This is a genomic window from Dokdonella fugitiva (assembly GCF_004342425.1).
GTDB lineage: Bacteria > Pseudomonadota > Gammaproteobacteria > Xanthomonadales > Rhodanobacteraceae > Dokdonella_A > Dokdonella_A fugitiva.
The window spans coordinates 191,626-215,211 of sequence record NZ_SLWQ01000002.1 but is presented as its reverse complement, the minus strand read 5'-3'; the positions used below and the strand labels follow the sequence as shown (position 1 = coordinate 215,211).

General features: G+C 69.1%; 22 protein-coding genes. 9 read left to right on the top strand and 13 right to left on the bottom strand.

Annotated elements, in window-relative coordinates; all coding sequences use genetic code 11:
- Positions 1-94: 94 nt before the first annotated feature.
- Genes EV148_RS05215 through EV148_RS05200 form a run of 4 tightly spaced genes read right to left on the bottom strand, consistent with a single transcriptional unit; the run spans position 95 to position 5,093 of the window.
- Positions 95-1,063 carry a GNAT family N-acetyltransferase gene (locus EV148_RS05215; RefSeq protein ID WP_131994576.1) on the bottom strand — a complete coding sequence of 323 codons (969 nt, stop codon included), beginning with the start codon at positions 1,061-1,063 and terminating at the stop codon, positions 95-97.
- Positions 1,060-2,361 carry a cupin domain-containing protein gene (locus EV148_RS05210; protein WP_131994573.1) on the bottom strand — a complete coding sequence of 434 codons (1,302 nt, stop codon included), beginning with the start codon at positions 2,359-2,361 and terminating at the stop codon, positions 1,060-1,062. The genes EV148_RS05215 and EV148_RS05210 overlap by 4 nt, the downstream gene beginning before the upstream one ends.
- A gap of 39 nt (positions 2,362-2,400) precedes the next feature.
- Positions 2,401-3,765 (bottom strand): adenylosuccinate lyase, encoded by a 1,365-nt coding sequence (gene purB, locus EV148_RS05205; protein ID WP_131994570.1) that lies wholly within the window; start codon positions 3,763-3,765, stop codon positions 2,401-2,403.
- Complete coding sequence (locus EV148_RS05200; RefSeq protein ID WP_131994567.1) at positions 3,762-5,093, bottom strand: hemolysin family protein; 1,332 nt, start codon at positions 5,091-5,093, stop codon at positions 3,762-3,764. The genes purB and EV148_RS05200 overlap by 4 nt, the downstream gene beginning before the upstream one ends.
- 144 nt (positions 5,094-5,237) lie before the next feature.
- On the opposite strand from EV148_RS05200, the gene EV148_RS05195 reads away from it, so the two are divergent.
- Together EV148_RS05195 and EV148_RS05190 are read left to right on the top strand one after the other, a co-directional pair.
- Positions 5,238-6,632, top strand: coding sequence for a class II fumarate hydratase (locus EV148_RS05195; protein WP_131994564.1), 1,395 nt, complete (start codon positions 5,238-5,240; stop codon positions 6,630-6,632).
- A gap of 222 nt (positions 6,633-6,854) precedes the next feature.
- Positions 6,855-8,003, top strand: a complete 1,149-nt coding sequence (locus EV148_RS05190; RefSeq protein WP_131994561.1) for a hypothetical protein — start codon at positions 6,855-6,857, stop codon at positions 8,001-8,003.
- 71 nt (positions 8,004-8,074) lie between these two features.
- Here EV148_RS05190 and EV148_RS05185 read toward each other — a convergent pair whose 3' ends face one another.
- The 5 genes from EV148_RS05185 to EV148_RS05165 all read right to left on the bottom strand — a co-directional run bounded on the left by EV148_RS05185 (position 8,075) and on the right by EV148_RS05165 (position 12,816).
- Complete coding sequence (locus EV148_RS05185; RefSeq protein WP_131994558.1) at positions 8,075-9,049, bottom strand: hypothetical protein; 975 nt, start codon at positions 9,047-9,049, stop codon at positions 8,075-8,077.
- A complete protein-coding gene (locus EV148_RS05180; RefSeq protein ID WP_131994555.1) occupies positions 9,046-9,903 on the bottom strand; it encodes an ABC transporter ATP-binding protein in 858 nt (285 codons plus the stop codon). Before EV148_RS05180 ends, EV148_RS05185 begins: the two co-directional genes overlap by 4 nt.
- Positions 9,900-10,268 carry a GntR family transcriptional regulator gene (locus tag EV148_RS05175; protein WP_131994552.1) on the bottom strand — a complete coding sequence of 123 codons (369 nt, stop codon included), beginning with the start codon at positions 10,266-10,268 and terminating at the stop codon, positions 9,900-9,902. The genes EV148_RS05180 and EV148_RS05175 overlap by 4 nt, the downstream gene beginning before the upstream one ends.
- Positions 10,269-10,273: 5 nt before the next feature.
- Positions 10,274-10,696: a hypothetical protein gene (locus EV148_RS05170; RefSeq protein ID WP_131994549.1), complete on the bottom strand. Its 423-nt coding sequence runs from the start codon at positions 10,694-10,696 to the stop codon at positions 10,274-10,276.
- Between the two features lie 239 nt (positions 10,697-10,935).
- Positions 10,936-12,816 carry an ATP-binding cassette domain-containing protein gene (locus EV148_RS05165; protein WP_131994546.1) on the bottom strand — a complete coding sequence of 627 codons (1,881 nt, stop codon included), beginning with the start codon at positions 12,814-12,816 and terminating at the stop codon, positions 10,936-10,938.
- A 191-nt stretch (positions 12,817-13,007) separates the two neighbouring features.
- Between EV148_RS05165 and bamJ the strand changes: the two genes are divergently transcribed.
- The 6 genes from bamJ (at position 13,008) to EV148_RS05135 (ending at position 18,820) form a co-directional block, all read left to right on the top strand.
- Positions 13,008-13,829 (top strand): BamJ family beta-barrel-assembly machinery protein, encoded by an 822-nt coding sequence (bamJ, locus tag EV148_RS19060; protein ID WP_182517883.1) that lies wholly within the window; start codon positions 13,008-13,010, stop codon positions 13,827-13,829.
- A 203-nt stretch (positions 13,830-14,032) separates the two neighbouring features.
- On the top strand, positions 14,033-15,373 hold the full coding sequence (locus EV148_RS05155; protein ID WP_131994543.1) for a UDP-glucose dehydrogenase family protein: 1,341 nt from the start codon (positions 14,033-14,035) through the stop codon (positions 15,371-15,373).
- Positions 15,374-15,446: 73 nt separating this feature from the next.
- Complete coding sequence (gene gmd / locus EV148_RS05150) at positions 15,447-16,577, top strand: GDP-mannose 4,6-dehydratase (RefSeq protein WP_131994540.1); 1,131 nt, start codon at positions 15,447-15,449, stop codon at positions 16,575-16,577.
- Positions 16,578-16,580: 3 nt separating this feature from the next.
- Complete coding sequence (locus EV148_RS05145) at positions 16,581-16,796, top strand: SlyX family protein (protein WP_131994537.1); 216 nt, start codon at positions 16,581-16,583, stop codon at positions 16,794-16,796.
- 256 nt (positions 16,797-17,052) lie between these two features.
- The gene (locus tag EV148_RS05140; protein ID WP_131994534.1) at positions 17,053-17,664 is read left to right on the top strand and encodes a DUF2058 family protein; all 612 of its coding nucleotides are present in this window, start codon (positions 17,053-17,055) and stop codon (positions 17,662-17,664) included.
- Positions 17,665-17,743: 79 nt separating this feature from the next.
- The gene (locus tag EV148_RS05135) at positions 17,744-18,820 is read left to right on the top strand and encodes a hypothetical protein (RefSeq protein WP_131994531.1); all 1,077 of its coding nucleotides are present in this window, start codon (positions 17,744-17,746) and stop codon (positions 18,818-18,820) included.
- A gap of 12 nt (positions 18,821-18,832) precedes the next feature.
- On the opposite strand, the gene phbB (EV148_RS05130) is transcribed toward EV148_RS05135, so the two are convergent.
- The 4 genes from phbB (EV148_RS05130) to gluQRS form a co-directional block, all read right to left on the bottom strand.
- On the bottom strand, positions 18,833-19,579 hold the full coding sequence (gene phbB, locus EV148_RS05130; protein ID WP_131994528.1) for an acetoacetyl-CoA reductase: 747 nt from the start codon (positions 19,577-19,579) through the stop codon (positions 18,833-18,835).
- A 94-nt stretch (positions 19,580-19,673) separates the two neighbouring features.
- Entirely contained in the window at positions 19,674-20,168 is a 495-nt protein-coding gene (gene phaR, locus EV148_RS05125) for a polyhydroxyalkanoate synthesis repressor PhaR (RefSeq protein ID WP_131994525.1), read from the bottom strand.
- A gap of 392 nt (positions 20,169-20,560) precedes the next feature.
- A complete protein-coding gene (phbB, locus tag EV148_RS05120) occupies positions 20,561-21,301 on the bottom strand; it encodes an acetoacetyl-CoA reductase (RefSeq protein ID WP_131994522.1) in 741 nt (246 codons plus the stop codon).
- 64 nt (positions 21,302-21,365) lie between these two features.
- On the bottom strand, positions 21,366-22,259 hold the full coding sequence (gene gluQRS / locus EV148_RS05115; protein ID WP_241987986.1) for a tRNA glutamyl-Q(34) synthetase GluQRS: 894 nt from the start codon (positions 22,257-22,259) through the stop codon (positions 21,366-21,368).
- Positions 22,260-22,475: 216 nt separating this feature from the next.
- On the opposite strand from gluQRS, the gene htpX reads away from it, so the two are divergent.
- Positions 22,476-23,357: a protease HtpX gene (gene htpX, locus EV148_RS05110; protein ID WP_131994516.1), complete on the top strand. Its 882-nt coding sequence runs from the start codon at positions 22,476-22,478 to the stop codon at positions 23,355-23,357.
- Positions 23,358-23,586: the final 229 nt, after the last annotated feature.

Sequence of the window (23,586 nt, the reverse complement as noted above, 5' to 3'; positions counted from 1 at the left end):
GGCCGTTGCTCGACCCGTCGGCACAACGTCGGAAGTATAGCCCGTTCAGGCGGGTTTGTTGCAGCTGCACACGTGCCCACGTGGGGCTTTGCGTTCAGATCGCAAGCACGCGCAGGTCCTCGCCCGGCACCGAGCGCTCCCAGATCTGGTCGAACAGCGCGACGAGCTGCGCGTGCCGTCCCGGTGCGTAGGTCGAGCCTTCGCCTTCGAGCCGGTTGCCGAGCGGCCGGAACAGGTAGCCGCGGCGGTCGTTGAGCAGGAAGGCAGCCGGATACTGCAGGTCCTGCTCCTCGACCGGCGTGCGGATCGCGATCGTGCTCGGCAGGCGCTGCGCGAGCGCGACGAGGCGATGGCCGTCGAGCACCGCCTTGCGCGGGTCCTGCACGAGGATGCGGATCCGCGCATGGCGACCCGACATCGCGACGCGCTTGATCGCGTCCAGCGACGCGGCGACGTCGAACAGTGCCGCGTCGAGGTCGCGCGTGTAGATCGCCAGTTCGTACTTCGCGTCGGCGAGCAGTTCGGCGACCGCCGTGAGCGCCTGTTCGCGGTCCTCGACCACGAGCAGGCGCGCTTCGGGCACGGGCGCGAGCGGCCGCTGTTCGCGTGGCGCGCCGGCCTCGAGATCCAGGCGCATCGCCTGGTGCGGGATGCCGCACTCGATGAACGGTTCGCCTTCGGCGTGGAATCCGAGCGCGGCGTAGAACGGGATCGCATGCGCCTGGCTGTGCAGCTCGACCGCCGGATAGCCGAGCGCGCGCGCCTGCTCGAGCAGGACGCGCATGATCGCCTGGCCGACGCCGCGCCCGCGCCAGTCGACGAGCACGGCGACGCGGCCGATCGCATGGGCCGGGGTCAGGCGGCCCGTGCCGATCGCGCGGCCGTCCGCGTCGCGCGCGATCACGTGGCGCGATTTCGGGTCCTGTTCGTCGATCTCGTCCTCGCGCGGCACCGCCTGTTCGACCACGAACACCTGTTCGCGCACGCTGCGCAGGTCGTCGAAGTCGGCATCCCAGGAGGCGGGCTCCACGCGGAAATCGTCACGGATCGTCGGTGCGTTCATGGACGTCCACCCTTGCGCGGCGTGCGCGCGAGCACGAAATGGCCGGCGTCGACGAGCGTGCGCAGCAGCGCGAGGTCACGCGGGTCGGTCGTGCCGTCGAGCGTCGGCGCCCGGTCGCCGCCGAGCGCGCGTGCGAGGGCCAGCGAACACGGATACGCCTCGCCGGCGACGAATAGCCGCGCGCCACGGCCTTCGCGCATCCAGGCACAGCGCGACCAGGGATTGCGCAGCACGCGCGCGCCGCCGGCGATCGCACGCCGGAACGCCGCGTCGCCGAGCCGCCGCGGTGGCGGCGCGGCGATCTGCGCGGCGCGGTAGCGCGTGATGAATTTGCCGAACCACGTACGAAGCGAGGACGCGGAAACGCTCCCCGAACAGCCGCCGGTCTCCCGTTCGCGGTCTACGCGGCCCGCATGCTTCGGTCCGCCCGCGCCATCGTCCCCGATCCGCAACCATGGCATCGCCCGCACCACGCGCGCGATCGCCGCCTCGTCAATCTCGCCGTCGCCGTTGGCCGGGGCGAGGTCGTCGTCGGCATAGCGCGCCTCCTCGGGCAGAGTCTCGATCAGGTGGTCGACGAAGTCGCCGAGGAGATCGGACTGCGACGGCGCGCGCATGCCGATGGAATAGGTCATGCAGGCGCCGAGCGCGACGCCGTGGTGCGGCACGCCGGGCGGCAGGTAGAGCATGTCGCCGGGTTCGAGCGTCCACTCGTGCGTCGGCGTGAATTCGGCGAGCAGCTTGAGTTCGACGTCGTCGCGGAACGCGGTCGGTGCGGCCGGGTCGGTGCTGATCTGCCAGCGCCGGCGGCCGAGACCCTGCAGCAGGAACACGTCGTACTGGTCGACGTGCGCGCCGACGGAGCCGCCGTCCTCGGCATAGCTGATCATGACGTCGTCGATGCGCCAGCGCGGCAGGAATGCGAACGCGTCGAGCAGCGCGGCGACCTCGGCATCCCACTTGTCGACGTCCTGCACGAGCAGGGTCCAGTGCGTCTTCGGCAGCTTCGCGAACTCGGCCTCGTCGAACGGGCCGGTGCGCAGCTCCCAGCGGCTGCGCGCGGGCGTATCGCCGCCGCGACCTTGCGCGCGCGCGCGCACCGGCGTTTCGACGACGATACGCGAAAGCGCCGACTCCTCGCAGGCGAGTCCGGCGAGGTCGTCGGGTGCGACCGGGCTGGAGAACCCGGGAAACGCGCCGCGCACGAGCAGCGGCTGCTTCTGCCAGTAGTCGCGCAGGAACGTCGCCGGCGACATGCCGAGCGGCTGGTTGGCGCGGGCCCGGACCTCGATCTTCATCGGATCGCTCCGCAGGCGCGCGCGCACGTGGCCCATCGATCAGATCCCGCGCGCGAGCTCGGACGCGAGCCCGACGTAGCTGCCGGGCTCGAGCGCGAGCAGGCGCTGCTTCGCGTCGGCCGGCAGGTCGAGCCCGCCGACGAAATCGCGCAGCGCATCGCGCGTGATGCCTTGGCCGCGGGTGAGCGCCTTGAGCTGTTCGTACGGTTCGGGCAGGCCGTGGCGGCGCATGACCGTCTGCACCGCCTCGGCGAGCACTTCCCAGCTCGCGTCGAGATCGGCGGCGAGGCGGTCCGGCGATGCGTTGAGCTTGCCGAGGCCGCGCTGCAGCGCGTCGAGCGCGACCTGCGTGTGGCCGAACGCCGTGCCCAGCGCGCGCAGTACGGTGGAGTCGGTGAGGTCGCGCTGCCAGCGGCTGATCGGCAGCTTCGCGCTGAAATGCTCGAACAGCGCATTGGCGAGGCCGAAGTTGCCTTCGGCATTCTCGAAGTCGATCGGATTGACCTTGTGCGGCATCGTCGACGAACCGACTTCGCCGGCCTTGAGCTGCTGGCGGAAATAGCCGAGCGAGATGTAGCCCCATGCGTCGCGCGCGAAATCGATCAGCACCGTGTTCGCGCGGCGCACCGCGTCGCCGATCTCGGCGACGCAGTCGTGCGGCTCGATCTGCGTGGTGTAGGGGTTGAACACGAGGCCGAGCGACTCGACGAAGCGGCGCGCGAACGCGGGCCAGTCGACTTCGGGATAGGCGGCCACGTGCGCGTTGTAGTTGCCGACCGCGCCGTTGATCTTGCCGGTCAGCTCCACCGCGGCGATCTGCCGGCGCTGCCGCTCGAGGCGCGCGAGCACGTTCGCGATCTCCTTGCCGAGCGTGGTCGGCGAGGCGGTCTGGCCGTGCGTGCGCGACAGCATCGGCAGCGCGGCGTGCTCGTGCGCGAGCGCGCGCAGTTTCGCGGCCACCGCATCGAGCGCGGGCAGCAGCACGCCGTCGCGCGCATCGCGCAGCATCAGCGCGTAGGCGAGGTTGTTGATGTCCTCGCTGGTGCATGCGAAATGGATGAACTCCCTGGACGCGGCGAGCTCGGCCTGGCCGGCGACCTTCTCCTTGATGAAGTACTCGACCGCCTTGACGTCGTGGTTGGTCGCGCGCTCGATCTCCTTGATGCGTTCGCCGTCCGCTTCGGAGAACGCGTCGCCGATCGCGAGCAGGGCGGCGCGCGCCGCGGTCGACAGCGGCGGCACTTCGCCGATCTTCGGCTCGTCGGCCAGCGCGAGCAGCCAGCGCAGCTCGACCTGCACGCGCCGGAGCATGAGGCCGAATTCGCTGAAGATCGGCCGCAGTGCGGCGGTCTTGGGGGCGTAGCGTCCGTCGAGCGGCGACAGGGCGGTGAGGGTCGGGCTCATTGCGAATCCTTGCGGTCGTTCGTGTCGGTGATGCGGGGCTGCACGAGGATCGTCTTCGCGCGGGCACCCTGCATCGTGCGCACGGTGAGGTCGAAGCCGTCGAAGGCGAGCGTCTCGCCTTCGAGCGGCAGGCGTTCGAGGCGGTGGATGATAAGGCCGCCGACCGAATTGACGTCGGCCGGCGCGTCGATGTCGCGCTCGAGCAGGCGCTCCAGCCGGTAGATCGGCGTGCCGCCGGAGATCGTGAATTCGGCGCCCTTCGGCCGCGGCGCGAGGCTGCCGCCGCTGCGCGCGTGTTCGTCCTCGATGTCGCCGACGAGCACCTCGAGGATGTCCTCGAGGGTGAAGAAACCGGCGACGCGCCCGGATTCCTCGATGCCGAGCGCGAGGTGCGTGTCGCCGGTGCGGAAGCGCTTGAGCACGTCGAGCACGGGCGCGTGCAGCGGCAGCAGGATCGGCGGCCGCAGCAGGGCGACGAGGTCGGTGGCGTCGCCGTGCTCGGCCATGGCGCCCAGCAGATCCTTCATGTGCAGCACGCCGCGCACGCGGTCGCCGTCGGCCTCGAACCAGGGATAGCGGCTGTAGCGGGTGCGGCGGAACTCCGCCAGCACCGCCTCGCGGTCCATGCCGTCGCGCAGGGACGCGAGCTGGTCGCGCGTGCGCAGCACGTCGCCGACGACGAGCTCGGGCAGGTCGAGCGCGTTCTGCATCATCGAGTACTCCTCGCCGGCGCGGCTGGCGTGCTTGGCGTGCACGATCAGGCGCAGTTCCTCGCGCGAGTAGTGATGCTCGTCGTCGGCATGCCCGGCGGCGCCGAGGCCGAACAGGGCGAGCATGCGGTTCGCGCTCGCGTTGAGCAGCCAGATCGCCGGGTACATGAGCCAGTAGAACGCGTACAGGGGCGCGGCCGTGAACAGCGAGTAGCGCTCCGGGCGGCGGATCGCCATCGATTTCGGCGCGAGTTCGCCGAGCACGATGTGCAGGTAGGAAATCAGCGTGAACGCGATCACCAGCGCGACCACGGCGGTCGTTTCCGGACCGATGCCGAGGCGCGCGAACAGCGGCTCGAGCAGGCGCGCGAAGGCCGGCTCGCCGATCCAGCCGAGGCCGAGCGAGGCGAGCGTGATGCCGAGCTGGCAGGCGGAGAGATAGGCGTCCAGACGGCCGTGCACGTCGGCGAGCAGGCGTCCGCGCCAGCCTTGGCTGGCGGCGAGGGTCGCGGCCTGGGTCTGGCGCAGCTTGACGAGCGCGAACTCGGCGGCGACGAAGAAGCCGTTGAGCAGCACGAGGAGCAGCGCCGCGCCGACGTAGAGCAGGTTCTGCAGCATGTGCCGGTCGGGTGGGACGGCCGGCAATTGTAGCATTCGGTGGCGTGCCGGCCGACGCGACCATCGTCGGCGCCGTGGCCGCCCGGCGGCGGTCCCGACGACCCGCTATAATCGGCGATTCCATTTTCCGCAGCGGAAACCTCGATGAGCCAGTACCGGATCGAACGCGACAGCATGGGCGAGCTGAAGGTGCCTGCCGACGCGCTCTATGGCGCGCAGACCCAGCGCGCGGTCGACAATTTCCCGATCTCCGGCCTGACGATGCCGCGCGAGTTCATCCGCGCGCTCGGCCTGATCAAGTCGGCCGCGGCACAGGCGAACGCCGACCTCGGCCACCTCAGGAAGACGAGCGCGAAGGCGATCCGCAAGGCCGCCCAACGCGTCGCGGCGGGCGAATTCGACGCGCATTTTCCCATCGACGTGTTCCAGACCGGTTCGGGCACCTCGTCGAACATGAATGCCAACGAGGTCATCGCCCACCTGTGCGCCGCCGCCGGCACCAAGGTGCATCCGAACGACGACGTCAACAATGGCCAGTCGTCCAACGACGTGATCCCGACCGCGATCCAGGTCAGCGCCGCGCTCACGGTCAGCGAGAAGCTGCTGCCCGCGCTGGCGCACCTCAGGAAGACGATCGACCAGCGCGCGAAGGAACTGCGCAAGGTCGCCAAGACGGGCCGTACCCATCTCATGGACGCGATGCCGGTCACGTTCGGGCAGGAACTCGGCGGCTGGTCCGCGCAGATCCGCTCGGGCATCGAACGCCTGCTGGACGCGCTCGAGCGCGTGCGCAAGCTGCCGCAGGGCGGCACCGCGGTCGGTACCGGCATCAATGCCGATGCGCAGCTCGGCCCGCGCGTGGCGGCCGAGCTCGCCAAGCTCACCGGCGTGAAGTTCGAGTCGGCCGACAATTATTTCGAAGGCATCAGTTCGCAGGATGCGGCGGTCGAGCTGTCGGGACAGCTGAAGACGCTCGCCTGCACGCTCATGAAGATTTCCAACGACCTGCGCTGGATGAATTCCGGCCCGCTCGCCGGCCTCGGCGAGATCGAGCTGCCCGCGCTGCAGCCGGGCTCGTCGATCATGCCGGGCAAGGTCAACCCGGTGATCCCCGAAGCGATGGCGATGGTCTGCGCGCAGGTGATCGGCAACGACACGACGATCACGATCGCCGGGCAGAGCGGCAACTTCCAGCTCAACGTGATGCTGCCCGTGGTCGCGCTGAACCTGCTGCAGTCGGTGGAACTGCTCGCCAACGCCTCGCGCCTGCTCGCCGACAAGGCGATCGCCGGCTTCAAGGTGCGCGAGGACAAGATCAAGGAAGCGCTGGACAAGAATCCGATCCTGGTCACGGCGCTCAACGCGGTGATCGGCTATGACAAGGGCGCGGCGACGGCGAAGCAGGCCTACAAGGAAGGCCGGCCGATCATCGACGTCGCGCTCGAGACGACCGGGCTGCCGCGCAAGAAGCTCGAGCAACTGCTCGATCCGGCCGCGCTGGCCAAGGGCGGCATCCACGGCGGCTCCGCCGGCGGCTGACAAGAAAGGTAAAGGTGGGGGCGGGCGTGGCGAACGGCACATGCCGCTGCGACGAACCGCTCAGCAGACTGCGTCGTTTGACGGGAAGCACTGGCCGCGAAGGAACGCATGGCGGCGACCGGTCGCAGGGGAGTTTCGATCGAAGTCCCGACCGAGCGGACCGCCGAGCCGAGCGCGTGCCCACCGGATTTCCCAAGACGAGCACTGATTGGAGTTTTTGACATGTTGAAGAAACTGATCCTCGCCTCGGCGCTGATGGCCGCCGGCAGCGCATACGCGCAGGAGAACACCGACATCAGCGGCGCCAACTTCCAGAGCGGCAAGGCGGATGCGGCGCTCGCCGCGCTCGGCAAGCAGGCCGCGGCGTCGGGCAGCAGGCTGGTGATCACCGCGCCGGCCGAGTGGCACGCGAAGATCGCGGCCAAGGTCAAGGCGGGCGGCAATGCCGACGTGGTTCTGCGCGAGGGTTTCTACGAGAACGTGCTCGTGCGCGTCGAGAGCAAGGCCGCGGCGGCCGCCGCCGCGCCGAAGGTCGCCGAGACGAGCAAGGCCGACGCGGAGAAGGCGAAGGCCGAGGCCGCGAAGGCGAAGGCCGAGGCCGAGCGGGTCAAGGCCGAGGCCGAGAAGGCGAAGGCGGAAGCCGAGCTCGAGAAGAGTCGCGCCGAGGCCGAGAAGGCCCGTGCGGAGGCGGAAGCCGCGAAGGCGCGCGCCGAGGCCGAAGCGGCCGCTGCGCGTGCTGCGACGCAGGCGCCGGCTGCCGCGGCTCCCGCAGCCGTCGCGGCGGCACCGAAGGCTGCGCCGGCGGACGACGCCGATGCGATCCGCGCCCGCTTCGAGAAGACGCTCAACGACGGCCGCAGCGCCGACGGCAACCTCAGCGTCGCCGCGCTGCAGTCGGGCGACACCCTCTACGTCGACGGTCCGGTGCGCGCGGTCACGCGTCGCGAAGGTCGTCGCCTCGCGCTGTACTGGCTCGATGGCGACATCGACGTGCGCCGCTCCGAACTGAAGCCGCTCGCGACCAACCGCTACCAGGTGCTGTCGGCGGTGCGCGGCGAAGGTACGCTGCGCAAGGAATTCGCCGCCGGTGCGGCCTCGTTGACGGCGCGTGAACCGGCCGACGGCTCGCCGGCGCGCACGTCGCTCGAGAAGAGCCTCAACGACGGCCATGCGATCAGCGAAACGATCGAGCCGGCCAAGCTCAAGAGCGGAGACGTGATCTACGTGAGTGGCGACGCCGCCGCCGTCGTGCGCCGCATCGGCCGCGACATCGTGCGTTTCTGGCTGGTCGGCACGCTCGACCTGCAGCAGGCGGGCCTGCAGGCCGACGGCGCCAACAAGTACAAGGTGCTCAACGACACCGTGCACTGATCGCGCTGCATTCGCAGGAAAAAGAAAAGGGCCGCGCAAGCGGCCCTTTTCCGTTCCAGCGATCCGGCGCCTCAGACGTTCACTTCGATGCGGCGACCGCGCAGCCGGACCGCCGCGGCGAGCAGGACGAGGCCGCCGGCGACGCCGATCCACAGGTTGGCCGAGGCCAGCACGTCGAGCAGGCGTTCCGGGGCGAGCAGGCCTTCGCTGCCGCTGCTGCCGTGGCCGGGCATCCAGTCGCGTGCCATGCCCGCCGCGTCGAGGCTCATCCAGCCGCCCGGCATGACGCTGAGCAGAAGCCGTCCGACGATCTTCGCGACGTCGAGCACGCCGGCGAAATGCGGGCCACCGAGCACGCCGATCCACCAATTGGCGAATACGACGAGGATCGGCAGCATCACCGCCCACAGGAACGGCTTGCTGCGCGCCCACGCCGACCAGAACATCAGCCAGCCGATCGCCGGCAGCGCCCACAGCGCGTCGACCGGGATCGTGAGCAGCATGCGCCACGCGGTGCGGAACGGGTGCGAGGCGGCGATCGCCGGCAGCACGTTGAGCCCGTGCAGCGACAGCCAGGTGCCGACGATGACGAGGAACGCGAGGTAGGCGAGCGTCGACACCGCGAGCGCGATCAGCGGCGCGACGAACATCGCCGACAGCGCCTTCGACGCGACCGTCGCGAGGTCCGACACCGGCAGTGATTTCCAGAACAGCACGCTGCGGTCGCGACGGTCGTCGTAGAGCGTGCCTAGCAGGTAGAAGAACAGCACGAAGAACAGGCCGATGCACGGCAGCGCGCCGAACACGAACTGCACGACGTCGAGCCCGTAGCCGGCATTGGCCCAGTCCTTCGCATCGATGTCCTGGCGCAGCATGTCGAGCGAAAAGCCGACCCGCACGTCCGCGCGGCTGCGGAACACCTCCGCGGTGACCAGGCCGAGCACGGTGAGCAGCAGGGTGATGCCGGTGACCCACACCGGCGTCCACAGGAAGCCGCCGCGATGTTCCCAGTATTCGCGCTTGACGAGGAGGGGGAGGGTCTTCATGCGTAGGTTCCTTTCATCGTCGCCACGAACAGGTCGGCGACGCTGGGCTTGTGCAATTCACCGAGTTCGGCGAGGCGGCTGCGCTCGACGCCGTCGAACAGGAAGATCGACTTGCCGAAGACCTGCCGTTCGTTGAGCGGCTTGAGCGCCCGCGCGATCTCGGCCTTGTCCGGGTTGACCATCACCTCGGCGTAGCGATCGCCGACTTCGTCCATCGTCGCGGCGAGCACGAGCTTGCCGTTCCGGATGAACATGAGGTCGGTCAGGATGTGCTCGATCTCCTCGACCTGGTGGGTCGTCACGATGATCGTCTTCTGCTCGTCGAAGTAGTCCGACAACAGGCTCTCGTAGAACGCCTTGCGGTAGAGGATGTCGAGGCCGAGGGTCGGCTCGTCGAGGACGAGCAGTTTCGCGTCGATCGCCATCACCAGTGCGAGGTGCAGCTGCACGATCATGCCCTTGGACAGTTCGCGCACGCGCATGCCCTGGCCGATCTTCGTGTGCGAGAGGAAGGCGAGGCACTTCTCGCGCGAGAAGCGCGGGTGCACGCCGCCGACGAACTCGATCGCCTCGCGCACGCGCAGCCAGCGCGGCAGCACCGCGACGTCGGCGATGAAGCAGACCTGTTCCATCAGCCGCGTGCGCTGCGTGTGCGGGTCGAGGCCGAGTACCTCGAGCTTGCCCTCGTAATCGGTCAGGCCGAGGATCGCCTTCAGCGCCGTGGTCTTGCCCGCGCCGTTCGGGCCGATCAGGCCGACGATGCGGCCGGCGTCGATCTCGAAATCGACCGCGTCGAGCGCCTTGGTCGTGCCGTAGCTCTTGCTCAGCCCGCGGGCCTGGACGATCGCGCTCATCGGCTTTCCTCCTTGCCGAGCGCCGCCATCAGGTCCCTGAGGCTCAGGCCGAGGCGGTCGAGGCGCGCCGACAGCGTCGGCCATTCCTCGCGCAGGAAGCGTTCGCGCTCGGATTTCAGCAGCGCGTCGCGCGCGCCTTCGGTGACGTACATGCCAAGTCCCCTCCGCTTTTCCACCAGATTTTCGTCGACCAGTTCCTGGTAGGCCTTGGACACGGTGATCGGATTGATCTGGAAATCACCGGCGACCTGGCGTACCGAGGGCAGCGGGTCGCCCTGCTTGAGGACGCCGTCGAGGATCATCGCCACCACGCGGTCGCGCAGCTGGCGGTAGATCGGCGTCGAATCGTTCCAGGCGATGCTCATCAGCGTCATTCCTCGGTGCCGTGGCGCAGGGGCTTGCCGAAGGAATAGTAGGGCATGCCGAAACCCGCTCCGGCCGAGCCGGCCGAGGCGAACGAAGTGACCGCGTGGACCGGCAGGAAGCGCGGCTTCGCCGGGGCGCGTGGCGTGTCGGGGTTCGAGTCCGCGGCGCGCACGGTGATCGTGGCGAGGGTGGGGATCTCCGGCTCGGCACGGACGACGACGGTCGGCAACAGCACCGGGGTCGCCTGCGCATCCGCCTGCCCCGGCGCATCGGCCGTGCCGGCACCGGCTGCGGCGCCGCCGGACAGGTAGGCGATCGCCGTGCCCGTCATGGCCAGTGCGAAGGCGAGGCAGAGGAGCTGGATTCCGCGACGGGGCAGGGCCCTGGTGGCCAACCGCATCAACGGGTTCGTACGATGGTTGCGCATGACAGCCTCCGGGAGGCATCTATGAACTAGTGTTGTAGTTAACTATAACACCTAAAAACCTCCCGTCAAGCGCCGGCGACCCATGACCGATGGGGGATGGGGGATGGGGGGCAGGCGACGAAAAATAAGGCCATGCAGGAAAACGCCGCCTCGTCGGGCGCAAGGCTTGCGGGGCGCGCGCGACCATCTCGCGATCGGCGCGCCGGCAGCCGCAATCGCTGCGCCGGACGGATCGACGCCTAGTCCGCGCCGGCGGTCTCGAGAGCCGCGTTCGCTTCGAGCCAGGCGTGCTCGAGCGCTTCGATTTCCCGTGCGAGCCGACCCTGGCGGCGGACGCGTTCCGCGACCTCGCTGCCACCGGCGGCGTACAGCGCAGGGTCGGCGAGTTCGCGTTCGAGGCCGGCGCGCTCGCCCTCGAGCGCGGCGAGTTCACGTTCGATGCGTGCGATCTCCTTCTTCAGCGGGGCGACGCGTGCACGCTGTTCGGCGCGGTCGCGTCGCGCATCACGCCGGTAATCACCGCCCGCGCCAGCCGGCGTCGCCGGTGCCCGCGTGCCGGCGAGCACGAGGCGCGCGTAGTCGTCGAGATCGCCGTCGAAGGGTTGCACGCGGCCACCCTGCACGAGCAGGTAGTCGTCGCAGACTGCGCGCAGCAGGCCGCGGTCGTGCGCGACGAGCACGACGGCGCCGGCGAAATCCTGCAGCGCTTCGGCGAGTGCCTCGCGCGTATCGATGTCGAGGTGGTTGGTGGGCTCGTCGAGCAGCAGCAGGTTGGGTCGTTCGAACACGATCAGCGCGAGCGCGAGGCGCGCCTTCTCGCCGCCGGAAAAGCCGGCGACGTCGGCGAGCGCGCGCTCGCCGCTGAAGCCGAACGTGCCGAGGAAGTCGCGCGCGGCCTGCTCGCCGAGCGCGCGGTCGAGGCGCAGCAGGTGTTGCACCGGCGTCGCTTCCGCGTCGAGCTGCTCGACCTGGTGCTGGGCGAAATAACCGATCGCCAGTCCCTTGTTCACGCGCCGCTCGCCGGCCAGCACCGGTAGCGTGCCGGCGATCGTCTTGATCAGGGTCGACTTGCCGGCGCCGTTCGCGCCGAGCAAGCCGACGCGGTCGCCCGGGCGCAGCGACAGCCGCACGCGCTCGACCACGCGGCGTTCGCCGTAGCCGACCGCGACGTCGTCCAGGCCGAGCAACGGGTCGGGCAGGGCGCAGGGCGCGGCGAATTCGAATTCGATGCCGGATTCGACCCGCACCGCGGCGATTTCGGTCATGCGTTCGAGCGCCTTGACGCGGCTCTGCGCCTGTTTCGCCTTGGTCGCCTTGGCCTTGAAGCGGTCGACGAAGCGCTGCAGGCGCGCGCGCTCGCGCTGCTGGCGTTCGTGCGCGACCTGCCGCTGGGCGAGGCGTTCGGCACGCCTGCGTTCGAACGCGCTCACGCTGCCGGCGAACAGTTCCGCATCCGCATCGGCGATGTGCAACACGTGGGTGACGACGCGATCGAGGAACTCGCGGTCGTGCGAAACCACGACGAGCGTGCCTTCGTAGCCGCGCAGCCAGTCCTCGAGCCAGAGCACGGCGTCGAGGTCGAGGTGGTTGGTCGGCTCGTCGAGCAGGAGCAGGTCGGAGCGGCACATCAGGGCCTGGGCGAGGTTGAGGCGCATGCGCCAGCCGCCGGAGAACTCGGCCACCGCGCGCGCCTCGTCGCCGGGCGCGAAGCCGAGCCCGTGCAGCAGTTCTCCCGCGCGGGCGCGCGCGGCGTAGCCGCCGATTGCGTGCAAGCGATCGTGCAGGCCGGCCTGGCGCGCCGCATCGTGCGCGGCTTCCGCCTCGACGAGTCCGCGCTCGAGGCGGCGGAACTCCACGTCGCCGTCGAGTACGTGGTCGAGCGCCGAGTGCGCGTGCGCCTCGGCCTGCTGGCGCACGTGCGCGAGCACCCAGTCGCGCGGGCGCGCGAAGTCGCCCGCATCGGCGGCCAGTTCGCCGGCGATCAGCGCGAGCAGGCTGCTCTTGCCGCTGCCGTTGCGCCCGGTCAGTCCGACGCGCCAGCCCGGATGAACGAGAAAGTTCACGCCGTTCAGCAAAAGCCGGGAACCACGACGCAGGTGGACGTTGTCAAAGCGCAGCATCCGGAGAGTGTAGGCGCTGCCGCTCCGCCCCGCCCAGGGGCCGGGGGGTGCTCCGGGGCGGGGGGACCGCCGTTTGCCAACGCCGGGTGCCGTGTTCACAATACGCGGCCCCGCATGATGGCCGGGTCCGGTCACGCCGTGACGCCCGTGGGCATTCACCGGCAAGACAATCGCAACTTCCAGGAGCAGACATGACGCGTTTCGTGCAGAAGACCCTCGTTGCCGCCCTCGCGGCCAGTTTCGCGATCGGCGCGATCGCGCAGGACAAGGATGCGCCCAAGGCGGAGGCGAAGCCCGCTCCGACCGTCAAGGTCGACAAGCACAGCATCAGCACGATGGTCGGCATGGACGTCGGTCGCGGCCTCACCCAGATCAAGGACGACATCGACATCAAGGTCGTCGAGCAGGCGCTCGAAGCGACGCTCAAGGGCGAGAAGACCTCGCTGACGCAGGAAGAAGCGCTGCAGGTCCGCCAGGAGTTCATGAAGACGCTGCAGGCCAAGCGCGTCGCCGAACAGAAGGCTGCGGCCGACAAGAACAAGAAGGAAGGCGAGGCGTTCCTCGCGGCGAACAAGTCCAAGCCGGGCGTGAAGACGACCGCTTCGGGCCTGCAGTACATGGTCGAGAAGGAAGGCACGGGCGCGAAGCCGAAGGCCACCGACACGGTCAAGGTCAACTACCTCGGCACGAAGATCGACGGCACCAAGTTCGACAGCTCCTACGATCGCGGCCAGCCGGCGACGTTCCCGCTCAACGGCGTGATCAAGGGCTGGAGCGAAGGCCTGCAGCTGATGCCGGTCGGCTCGAAGTACAAGCTGTTCGTGCCGGCCGATCTCGCCTACGGCGAGAACGGCCCGGGCCAGATCGGCCCGAATGCGACGCTGATCTTCGAAGTCGAGCTGCTCGACATCGAAAAGGGCGGCGAGAAGGCCGAGAAGGCGGGCGAAGCGAAGCCGGGCGCCGCGATGAAGGCGAAGCCGGCCGACAAGGCCGCCAAGACCGACAAGAAGTAATCGGTCGACACTTTGCTCGAAAGGCGCGCCGGGCACCGGCGCGCCTTTCGCGTTTTCGGGGGGCGGACCGCTCCCGCCCTGTTAAAATCGGCGATTCCAGCCCGCCGGACCGGCATCGGACAGGGTTGCCGTCCGGGCTCGCCTCCGTGCACCCGGACCGCCCGCCGCGCCGGTTCACGATCGCCACGAGAAGGGACAGCCGCATGCGCGTCACGATTTTCGGAACCGGCTACGTAGGCCTCGTCACCGGCACCTGCCTCGCCGAGGTCGGCAACGACGTCGTCTGCGTCGACGTCGACGCGAACAAGATCGCGCGCCTCGAACGCGGCGAGATCCCGATCTACGAGCCCGGCCTCGAGCCGCTCGTGCGCGCGAACCACGCGAGCGGGCACCTGCGCTTCACCACCGACGCGGCGAGCGCGATCGCGCACGCGCAGGTCATCTTCATCGCCGTCGGCACGCCGCCCGACGAGGACGGCAGCGCGGACCTCAGCCACGTGCTGACCGTCGCGCGCACGATCGGCGCGAACCTCGCGCGGCATGCGGTCGTCGTCAACAAGTCGACCGTGCCGGTCGGCACGGCCGACGCGGTGCGCGCGGCGATCGCCGCGGAGCTCGCCGCGCGCGGCGCCAACGTCGAATTCGACGTCGTTTCCAACCCCGAATTCCTCAAGGAAGGCGACGCGGTGCAGGACTGCCTGCGCCCCGACCGCATCGTCATCGGCGCCGACAGCGCGCGCGCGATCGACGCGCTGCGCACGCTGTACGCGCCGTTCAACCGCAACCACGAGCGCATCGTGCTCATGGACGTGCGCTCGGCCGAGCTGACCAAGTACGCCGCGAACGCGATGCTCGCGACCAAGATCAGCTTCATGAACGAGATCGCGAACATCGCCGAGCAGGTCGGCGCCGACGTCGAGCAGGTGCGCAAGGGCATCGGTTCGGACCCGCGCATCGGTTACCACTTCATCTACCCGGGCGCCGGTTACGGCGGCTCGTGCTTCCCGAAGGACGTCAAGGCGCTCGAGCACACGGCGCGGGCGCATGCCTACGAGCCGCGCCTGCTCAGCGCCGTTGAAGCCGTGAACGCGGCGCAGAAGCGCAAGCTGTTCGCGCTCGTCGAACGCCACTTCGGCGGCGCGCTGCGCGGTCGCACGATCGCGGTATGGGGCCTTGCGTTCAAGCCGAACACGGACGACATGCGCGAGGCGCCGAGCCGTACCCTGCTCGAGCAACTCTGGGCGGCCGGCGCCAAGGTGCGCGCGTACGACCCCGAGGCGGCCGGTGAAGCCGCGCGCATCTTCGGCGAACGCGCCGACCTGGTGCTCTGCGACCAGCAGTACGCGGCGCTCGAGGGCGCCGATGCCCTCGTCATCGTGACCGAGTGGAAGGCGTTCCGCAGCCCGGATTTCGAGCGCATCCGCGCCTCGCTCGGGCACGCGGTGGTGTTCGACGGACGCAACATCTTCGATCCGAAGGCGGTGGAAGGGGCCGGGCTCGCCTATTACGGCATCGGCCGCGGCCGCAGCATCGCCACGCCCTGAGCGCGGTCGCGGGCGCTTGCGCCGCGGCTTTTGCGCTACCATCGCCCGCTTGTGGAATTCACAGCCAAGGTCAATGGAAAAGAAACGCGCGCTGGTCACCGGCATCACCGGGCAGGACGGGGCCTACCTCGCCGAATTGCTGCTCGCCAAGGGTTACGAGGTGCATGGGCTCAAGCGCCGCGCATCGTCGTTCAACAGCGAGCGCATCGACCACCTCCACCACGAACTCGACGACACGCGTCCCGGCGTGCACCTGCACTACGGTGACCTCACCGACTCGCTGAGCCTGTTGCGCGTGATCCAGCAGGTGAAGCCGGACGAGATCTACAACCTCGCCGCGCAGAGCCACGTCGCGGTATCGTTCGAGGAGCCGGAATACACCGCGAACGCGGACGGCATCGGCACGCTGCGCGTGCTCGAGGCGATGCGCAGCCTCGGCCTCGGCGACCGCTGCCGCTTCTACCAGGCGTCCACGTCGGAACTGTACGGTCTTGTGCGCGAAACCCCGCAGCGCGAATCGACGCCGTTCCATCCGCGTTCGCCGTACGGCGTGGCGAAGCTGTACGCGTACTGGATCACCGTCAACTACCGCGAGGCGTACGGCATCTACGGCTGCAACGGCATCCTGTTCAACCATGAATCGCCGATCCGCGGCGAGACGTTCGTCACGCGCAAGATCACGCGCGGGCTCGCGCGCGTCGCCTGCGGCCTGCAACACTGCCTCTACCTCGGCAACCTCGACGCCAAGCGTGACTGGGGTCATGCGCGCGACTATGTCGAGGCGCAGTGGCTGATCCTGCAGCAGGACCAGCCGGCCGACTACGTGATCGCGACGGGCCTGCAGCACTCGGTGCGCGAGTTCGTCGTGCTCGCCGCGCGCGAGATGGGCATCGAGCTCGAGTTCCGTGGCAACGGCGCGGATGAACACGCGATCGTCGCCAAGGTGTCGAACGCGAAGCTGAAGCTGAAGGCCGGCGACGTCGTCGTGCGCATCCATCCGCAGTATTACCGTCCGGCCGAAGTCGAGACGCTGCTCGGCGACCCGACGTTCGCGCGCGAGCGGCTCGGATGGACGCCGAAGACGAGCTTCGCCGAGCTCGTGCGCGAAATGGCCGCGGCCGACCTCGCGCTCGCCGATCGCGAAGCAGCCGGCGCGACCGGCGCGCGCCACGGCCGTCACCTGATCGAGAAACTGCCCGGATAAGCCATGGCCGCCTCGCTCGAGGAACGCCTGACGGAACTCGAAGTGCGCCTGTCGTTCGTCGACGACACGATCGTCGCGCTGAGCGACACGGTCGCGGCGCACGATCGCCAGCTGCATGCACTGCGCAATGCGCTCGACGCGCTGCGCATCGAGCTGCAGGCGGTGCGTGGCACGTTGGGGCAGGCGGCGCAGGATGAGCCGCCACCCCCGCATTACTAGTGCGATCGTCCGTGATCGCGGCTTGTCGGCAGGGTGAGGGAGACTGCAGGTGACCGCCTGAGTGGGGTCCAGAAGCGGCCATCCATGGCCGCACTTTCAATGAACATCCGCTTCGATGATGGCGCCGGTTGAGCGGGCAAAAGCGGGTACGAGATGATGTGAAAGCGGCTTTAGCCGCGATCGCGGGACGCGATGAAATGAAGATGCACGACGCGTCTGAAGACCATGCTCCATTCCTGTTTCGAGTGTCACAGTCATGTCCGATTCGCTGCGTGACCAGTTGTTGAAGGCCGGCTTCGCGCCGCCGAAGGTGGAGAACCGTCCGCGGGCGCAGCAGCAGCAGCGGCCGGGGCAGGGCAGGCCGCATGGGCAGCCGAACGCGCGGCCGCAGGCGAAGCCGGCCGGAAGGCCGGATCGCAGCCATGCGGGGAAGCCGTCGTCACCGCCGCGCGAGCGGGGCGAGATCGACCTCGCCAAGGCGTATGCCCTGCGCGCGCGCACGGAGCGCGAACAGCGCGAGCGCGAGCAGCGCGAGGCGGAGCAGCGCGCGAGAGAGAAGCGCGAGCGCAAGCAGAAGCTCACCGCGCTGTTGCAGGGGCAGGGCGTCGCGTTCAACGACGCGAATGCGGAAATCCCGCGCCATTTCCCGCACGCCAACAAGATCCGCCGCATCTACGTCACCGCCGAGCAGCTGCCGCGCCTCAACGGCGGCGAACTCGCGGTCGTGCAGCTGGCTGGCCGGTACCTGCTCGTGAGCCGCGAAACAGGTCTCGCCGCACAGGCGATCGACCCCGACGCGCTGGTGCTGCTGTGCGATCCGCACGCGTCCGCGCAGGAAGACGACATCCCCGCCGACCTCGTCTGGTAGTCCCGCCGTTGCGACGCAGTGCGCGGAAATCCGCGCGCGTGCGCGCGAGGATGCGCCGTCGCCGAAGGGAGGGAGTCCGATGCGCCGATCGATCACGCTGGCCTGTGCACTGACGGCGTTGCCGGCCTTGGCGCCGGCGGCGCCGCTCCCGCATTTCACGCAGCCGACCGCGATCTGGAACGTCGACGTCAGCCACGCGACGCTGCGTGCGAATTCCGCCGCGATGATGACGCACCTCGCGTCATTCTCGCCGCACGGCTGGGGCGACGGTCGCGACTTCGACTTCCATATCGATTTCTCGTTCTACGTGCTGCACGCGAACGGATCGACGCCGACGCGGCCGATCGTCGCCTGGCCATCGGAAGGGGAATACTACAGCCCCGACTGCGACGCGCCCGGCCTGCCGTTCCCGATGCCTGCGGGCGGCGGCATCGAAGGCACCGATCCGCCCGCGTACGCCTGCGATGCGGGCGACGAGGACTGCCATCTGCTCGTCGTCAATGACGCGAGCAACATTCTCTACGAGGCCTATGCGACCGAGTCGGCCGACGCGACCGGCGTGCACGCGATCTGCGGCCTGCGCTGGGATCTCGCCAAGGTCTATCCGCGCCATGGCCGCGGCGAGCACTGTACGAGCGCCGACGGCGCCGGCTTCCCGATCGCGCCACTGCTGTTCAACGCCGACGAGGTGTGGGCCGCGGCGCAGGCGCACGGCGACCTCGGTCATGCGATCCGCTTCATCCTCGGCAACAACCGTATGGCGAACGACAAGTACGTGCACCCGGCGTCGCACGGCACGTTCACCACGTCCGACAACGACCCGAACGCGGTGCCGTACGGCTCGCGCCTCAAGCTCAAGCAGTCGTTCGACATCAATGCGTTCAGCACCAACGAATCGGTGCGCGTGCTGCTGCGCACGCTGCAGAAGTACGGCATGTTCCTGTCCGACGGCGGCGGCGTGCCGCTGACCGCGGAGTCGGACCGGTTCACGACGCACAAGTGGGACGATGCCGACATCGACGTCGACTCACACTCGCTCTACGGCCTGCGCCCGACCGACTTCGACGTGGTCGAAGCGGGCGACCCGATGACGGTGAGTTACGACTGCGAGCGCACGCCCGACGACTTCATCTACATCGACGGTTACGACTTCTAGCGCGCGCGTGCCTCAGAAATCCATGAAGTAGCCGCCGTTCACCGGGATGTTCGCGCCGGTGATGAAGCCCGCGTCGTCGGCCGTGAGGAACTCGACCGTGCGCGCGATTTCGCGCGGTTCGCCCAGGCGGCCGACCGGGATGTTGGCGATGATCTGGTTGCGGATCTCTTCGGGCACCGCCTGCACCATCGCGGTGTTGCAGTAGCCCGGCGACACGCTGTTGACGGTCACGCCCTTCCTCGCGACTTCGCGCGCGAGCGCCATCGTGAAGCCGTGCATGCCGGCCTTCGCGGCGGAGTAGTTGGTCTGGCCGAACTGGCCGGTCTGGCCGTTCACCGACGAGATGTTGACGATGCGGCCGAAGCCCTGCGCGGTCATGCCGTCGACGACCGGGCGGCACATGTTGAACACGCCGTCGAGGTTGACGCGCAGCACGTCGCTCCACTGCTCGGCGCTCATCTTGCGCAGCGAGGTGTCACGCGTGATGCCGGCCGCATTGACGAGGATCGCGATCGGGCCGTACTGCGCGGCGACGCGTTCGACGAAGGCGGCGCAGCCGGCATGGTCGGCGACGTTGAGCGGTTCGAAGGCGATCGCGCCGTCGAAGCCGGCGGTTTCGGCGCGGAATGCCTCGACCCGTTCGCTGCGCGAGGCAAGATCAGCCGCGATGACCTGGCGGCCGGCCCGTGCGAGGTATTTGCAGATCTCGCTGCCGAGTCCGCCAATGCCGCCCGTGACGACGGCGACGCGTTTGCTCATGGAAAACCCCTGGATCGTGCGATGCGGCATCGGCTGCCGCGCGAAAATGCTGCGATGCGTCGCCCTGCCGCGCGCCGGCAGGGCGGTGTTTCCGTCAGGATTTGCCTTCCTTCTTCTTGCTGGCGTCCTGCGCGCCGCGCACGCTGTTCGCGGCGGCGGTGAGGAAGCCCTGCTGCAGGGACTTCCACATGTCCATGTTGCGCTCGGTCAGGTCATTGAGCATCGACCACGGCCCCTGGCCGAGCATGTTGTTGAGCTGGCTGCGGAACTGTTGCTGCTGGTCGAGGAAGACCTGCAGGCTGCGCTCGAGATAGCCGCCCATGAAACCCTGCAGCGAATCGCCGTAGAAGCGGATGATCTGCGACAGCAGCTTGGTGGTGAACATCGGCTGGCCGCGTTCCTCGTACTCCGCGATGATCTGCAGCAGCACCGAGCGGGTCAGGTTCTCGCCGGTCTTCGCGTCACGGACCTCGAATTCCTCGTCGTCGAGCACGAGCTGGCGGATCTCCTCGAGCGTGATGTAGCTCGAGATCTCCGTGTCGTAGAGGCGGCGGTTCGGGTACTTCTTGATGATGCGGGGCGTGGTCATCGGCCAACGCTAGCAGAATGTGATGCGGCGCACCAGTTTGAGAATGTTGCGCAGCAAAGGGTTCGCGCCGGCCCGCCGGCGAAGTCGCGGCGAACCGACGCCCGCATGGGGCCCAGGGAGGCCGCAGCGGCAGGAAAACCCGTAGGGCGTAGGGCGCCCGCGAGGAGTCCCGCCGGGCGCGACAGCCGGTCGCGCGTGGCCATCGTGGCGGGGTTTGCGGTCAGCGCCCATTCGCGGCGACGGCGACGAGCGCGGCGGCCCCGCGGGCGCGGCCATGCGGCGTCCGGTGGGACTCGCGGTCGCGTGCCTCGCAGGCATGCGCGGTTCTCGTGCAGCTGCGTCACCTTGCCGGCGGCGGGCATCCGCTTGCGCGGGACGCCCGGTAGGGCGCGCTACCAACCCATGTATTGGCCGCCGTTGATCGCGAGGTTGGCGCCGGTGATCCAGCGTGCCTGTTCGTTGGCGAAGAAGCCGACCGCATAGGCGATCTCGTCGGGTTCGCCGAGGCGCCCGATCGGGATCTGCGCGACGATCTTCGCGCGCACGTCCTCGGGGACGGCCATCACCATGTCGGTGCCGACGTAGCCCGGCGACACGGTGTTCACGGTGATGCCGAACTTGGCGTTTTCCTGCGCCAGGGAGATCGTGAAGCCGTGCATGCCGGCCTTCGCGGCGGCGTAGTTGGCCTGGCCGTACTGGCCCTTCTGGCCGTTGATCGAGCTGATCTGGACGATGCGGCCCCACTTGCGTTCGCGCATGCCGTCGATGACCGGGCGCGTCACGTTGAAGCACGAACCGAGGTTCGTCGCGATGACCTCCTGCCACTGCAGCGCATTCATCTTGTGGAACGTCGTGTCGCGCGTGATGCCGGCGTTGTTGACGAGGATTTCGATCGGGCCGAGCTGCTTCTCGACCTCGCGCACCATCGCCTCGGCGGCGGCGGGGTCGGCGACGTCGCCCCTGGCGAGCGCGAACTCGAAACCTTCCTTGCGCTGGGCGTCCTGCCATGCCTTCGCCTTCGCCTCGTCGCGGTAGTTGGTGGCGACCTTGTGGCCGAGCTGGGCGAGGTGTCTGCAGATGGCCGTACCGATACCGCCGGTACCACCGGTGACGAGGGCGACGCGTGCCGTCATGACATGTACTCCATTTTCGAAGGGTCGAGCGGGAGGCGCGCTCGGCGCCTGCCGCGATTGTGCCTCAGCCTCGCGAGGTTGCATTGCGCGCTGCCGCAAACGCAGGCGGCATGCCCGCCGTGCGCGGGATCCGCGCCGGGTCGAACTCGCGCGCAGCCCGCGACAATAACATGTGCACATTGCGTTCTGTCGGCGCGGGCTGGCCGAGGAAGCGCAGCGCCGCGCCGAGCGCAGGCAGCGGGTCGCGCGCATCGACCGCGAGCGCGGCCTCGTGCTTGCTCAGCTTGCGACCGTCGGGCCCAAGCGCGAGCGGCAGGTGCGCGTAGGCGGGCTGCGGCAAGCCGAGCAGGCGCTGCAGCAGGATCTGCCGTGGCGTCGAGTCGAGCAGGTCGGCGCCGCGCACGACCTCGCCGATGCCTTGCGCCGCATCGTCGACGACGACCGCGAGCTGGTACGCACACGCGCCGTCCGCGCGCCAGACCACGAAGTCGCCGACGTCGCGCCGGAGATCCTGCTCCTGAGCGCCCAGCACGCGATCGGTGAATCCGACCGTCGCGGAACCGACGCGCAGCCGCCAGGCCGGTGGGCGATCGCGCACGGGTGCCACGCAGGCCGGCGGGTGAATGCCGTCGAACGGTTCGAGCTCGCTGCGGCTGCACCAGCAGCGGTACGCGTGGCCGTCGCGTTCGAGTCGCGCGAGCGCGGCGGCGTAGAGCGGCGTGCGCGCGCTCTGCCGCACCACCGGTTCATCGCTGGCCAGGCCGAACGCAGCGAGCGTGGCGAGGATCGCTTCGGCGGCGCCGGGCACCTCGCGCCCGCGATCGATGTCTTCCATGCGCACGATCCATGTCGCGCCCGCCGAGCGCGCGAACAGCCAGCTGCCGAGCGCGGCGACGAGCGAGCCGAAGTGCAGGCGGCCGGTCGGCGACGGCGCGAAGCGCCCGCGCGGGGACGTCACGGCGAACCCGCCGCGCATTCCGCGGTCCAACGCACACTCCCCTCCGCGACGCGAACCCGATAGGCTTCCAAACGCGGCGGTCGCCCCCATCTGGGTAGCCCGGAGGGCTTCGAGGTTTTCGCGGCACCACGGCGTGCCGCCCGCGAGGGCACCCACGCGACGCGCGCCTGGCGGCGCCGGCGCGACATCCGTTCGTAGACGACATCGAGGAAGGCCATGCTGCGCATCGTACTGTTTGTCCTGACCAACCTGGCGGTGATGGCACTGTTGACCATCGTCGTGAAGCTGACCGGGCTGGACGTCTATGCCTATCGCCGTGGTGGCCTCAACCTGTCGGGCCTGCTGGTCATGGCGGCGGTCATGGGCATGGGCGGCTCCTTCATCTCGCTCGCGATGTCGAAGTGGATGGCCAAGATGTCGGTCGGCGCGCAGGTGATCACGCAGCCGCGCAACGCCGAGGAGCAGTGGCTGCTCGCCGCCGTGCGGGCGCATGCGGACAAGGCGGGCATCGGCATGCCGGAAGTCGCGATCTACGACGGCCCCGAGATGAATGCGTTCGCGACCGGCATGTCGAAGAACAGCTCGCTCGTCGCGGTCAGCACCGGATTGCTCAGGAACATGGATCGCCAGCAGGTCGATGCCGTGCTCGGCCACGAGATCACCCACGTCGCCAACGGCGATATGGTGACGATGGCGCTGCTGCAGGGCGTGCTCAATACCTTCGTGATCTTCCTCGCGCGCGTGATCGGCACGCTCGTCGACCGCGCGATCAGCGGCAACCGCGACGGCGGCGGTGGCGGCCTCGCCTATTTCGCGATCGTCATGGTGCTGCAGCTCGTGCTCGGCCTGCTCGCGTCCCTGATCGTGATGGCGTTTTCGCGCTGGCGCGAGTTCCGCGCGGATGCGGGCGGCGCCCGGCTCGCCGGTCGTGCCGCGATGATCTCCGCACTCGAGCGCCTCGACGCGAACCATGGCGAGAGTACCTTGCCGAAGGCGATCCAGGCGTTCGGCATTTCGGGCGAAGGCGGCATCGCGCGCCTGTTCATGAGCCATCCGCCGATCGCCGAGCGCGTCGCGGCGCTGCGCGCCGCGGCCTGATCGGCGCGCGAACGGCTTGGACGCGACGCCGGGGTTGCAGGAGCGCACCCCGGGCGCGTCCGTCGCGCCCCGGTGTATTGCGACGGTGCGGTCGCCCACGGGATGGGCGCCTGCAGGCGATGCACCCCGTTTTCATCGCGACGCCTCGGTCGCCCGCAGGGTGGGCTCATATAGGCCACGGCATCTGGCCAGGCAGTAGGCCCGGGATCGATTGCGGAAATGAAAAAGG

Excerpts from the sequence above, each read along its gene's own strand:
- EV148_RS05200 (WP_131994567.1), bottom strand. The coding sequence starts at position 5,093 with ATGCTGCAGAACCTGCTCTACGTCGGCGCGGCGCTGCTCCTCGTGCTG.
- EV148_RS05140 (WP_131994534.1), top strand. The coding sequence starts at position 17,053 with ATGTCCGATTCGCTGCGTGACCAGTTGTTGAAGGCCGGCTTCGCGCCG.
- EV148_RS05210 (WP_131994573.1), bottom strand. The coding sequence starts at position 2,361 with ATGAAGATCGAGGTCCGGGCCCGCGCCAACCAGCCGCTCGGCATGTCG.
- purB (WP_131994570.1), bottom strand. The coding sequence starts at position 3,765 with ATGAGCCCGACCCTCACCGCCCTGTCGCCGCTCGACGGACGCTACGCC.
- EV148_RS05180 (WP_131994555.1), bottom strand. The coding sequence starts at position 9,903 with ATGAGCGCGATCGTCCAGGCCCGCGGGCTGAGCAAGAGCTACGGCACG.
- phbB (WP_131994528.1), bottom strand. The coding sequence starts at position 19,579 with ATGAGCAAACGCGTCGCCGTCGTCACGGGCGGCATTGGCGGACTCGGC.
- EV148_RS05185 (WP_131994558.1), bottom strand. The coding sequence starts at position 9,049 with ATGAAGACCCTCCCCCTCCTCGTCAAGCGCGAATACTGGGAACATCGC.
- EV148_RS05175 (WP_131994552.1), bottom strand. The coding sequence starts at position 10,268 with ATGAGCATCGCCTGGAACGATTCGACGCCGATCTACCGCCAGCTGCGC.
- EV148_RS05170 (WP_131994549.1), bottom strand. The coding sequence starts at position 10,696 with ATGCGCAACCATCGTACGAACCCGTTGATGCGGTTGGCCACCAGGGCC.
- phbB (WP_131994522.1), bottom strand. The coding sequence starts at position 21,301 with ATGACGGCACGCGTCGCCCTCGTCACCGGTGGTACCGGCGGTATCGGT.
- bamJ (WP_182517883.1), top strand. The coding sequence starts at position 13,008 with ATGACGCGTTTCGTGCAGAAGACCCTCGTTGCCGCCCTCGCGGCCAGT.
- htpX (WP_131994516.1), top strand. The coding sequence starts at position 22,476 with ATGCTGCGCATCGTACTGTTTGTCCTGACCAACCTGGCGGTGATGGCA.
- EV148_RS05190 (WP_131994561.1), top strand. The coding sequence starts at position 6,855 with ATGTTGAAGAAACTGATCCTCGCCTCGGCGCTGATGGCCGCCGGCAGC.
- EV148_RS05215 (WP_131994576.1), bottom strand. The coding sequence starts at position 1,063 with ATGAACGCACCGACGATCCGTGACGATTTCCGCGTGGAGCCCGCCTCC.
- EV148_RS05145 (WP_131994537.1), top strand. The coding sequence starts at position 16,581 with ATGGCCGCCTCGCTCGAGGAACGCCTGACGGAACTCGAAGTGCGCCTG.
- gmd (WP_131994540.1), top strand. The coding sequence starts at position 15,447 with ATGGAAAAGAAACGCGCGCTGGTCACCGGCATCACCGGGCAGGACGGG.
- EV148_RS05195 (WP_131994564.1), top strand. The coding sequence starts at position 5,238 with ATGAGCCAGTACCGGATCGAACGCGACAGCATGGGCGAGCTGAAGGTG.
- EV148_RS05135 (WP_131994531.1), top strand. The coding sequence starts at position 17,744 with ATGCGCCGATCGATCACGCTGGCCTGTGCACTGACGGCGTTGCCGGCC.
- EV148_RS05165 (WP_131994546.1), bottom strand. The coding sequence starts at position 12,816 with ATGCTGCGCTTTGACAACGTCCACCTGCGTCGTGGTTCCCGGCTTTTG.
- phaR (WP_131994525.1), bottom strand. The coding sequence starts at position 20,168 with ATGACCACGCCCCGCATCATCAAGAAGTACCCGAACCGCCGCCTCTAC.
- EV148_RS05155 (WP_131994543.1), top strand. The coding sequence starts at position 14,033 with ATGCGCGTCACGATTTTCGGAACCGGCTACGTAGGCCTCGTCACCGGC.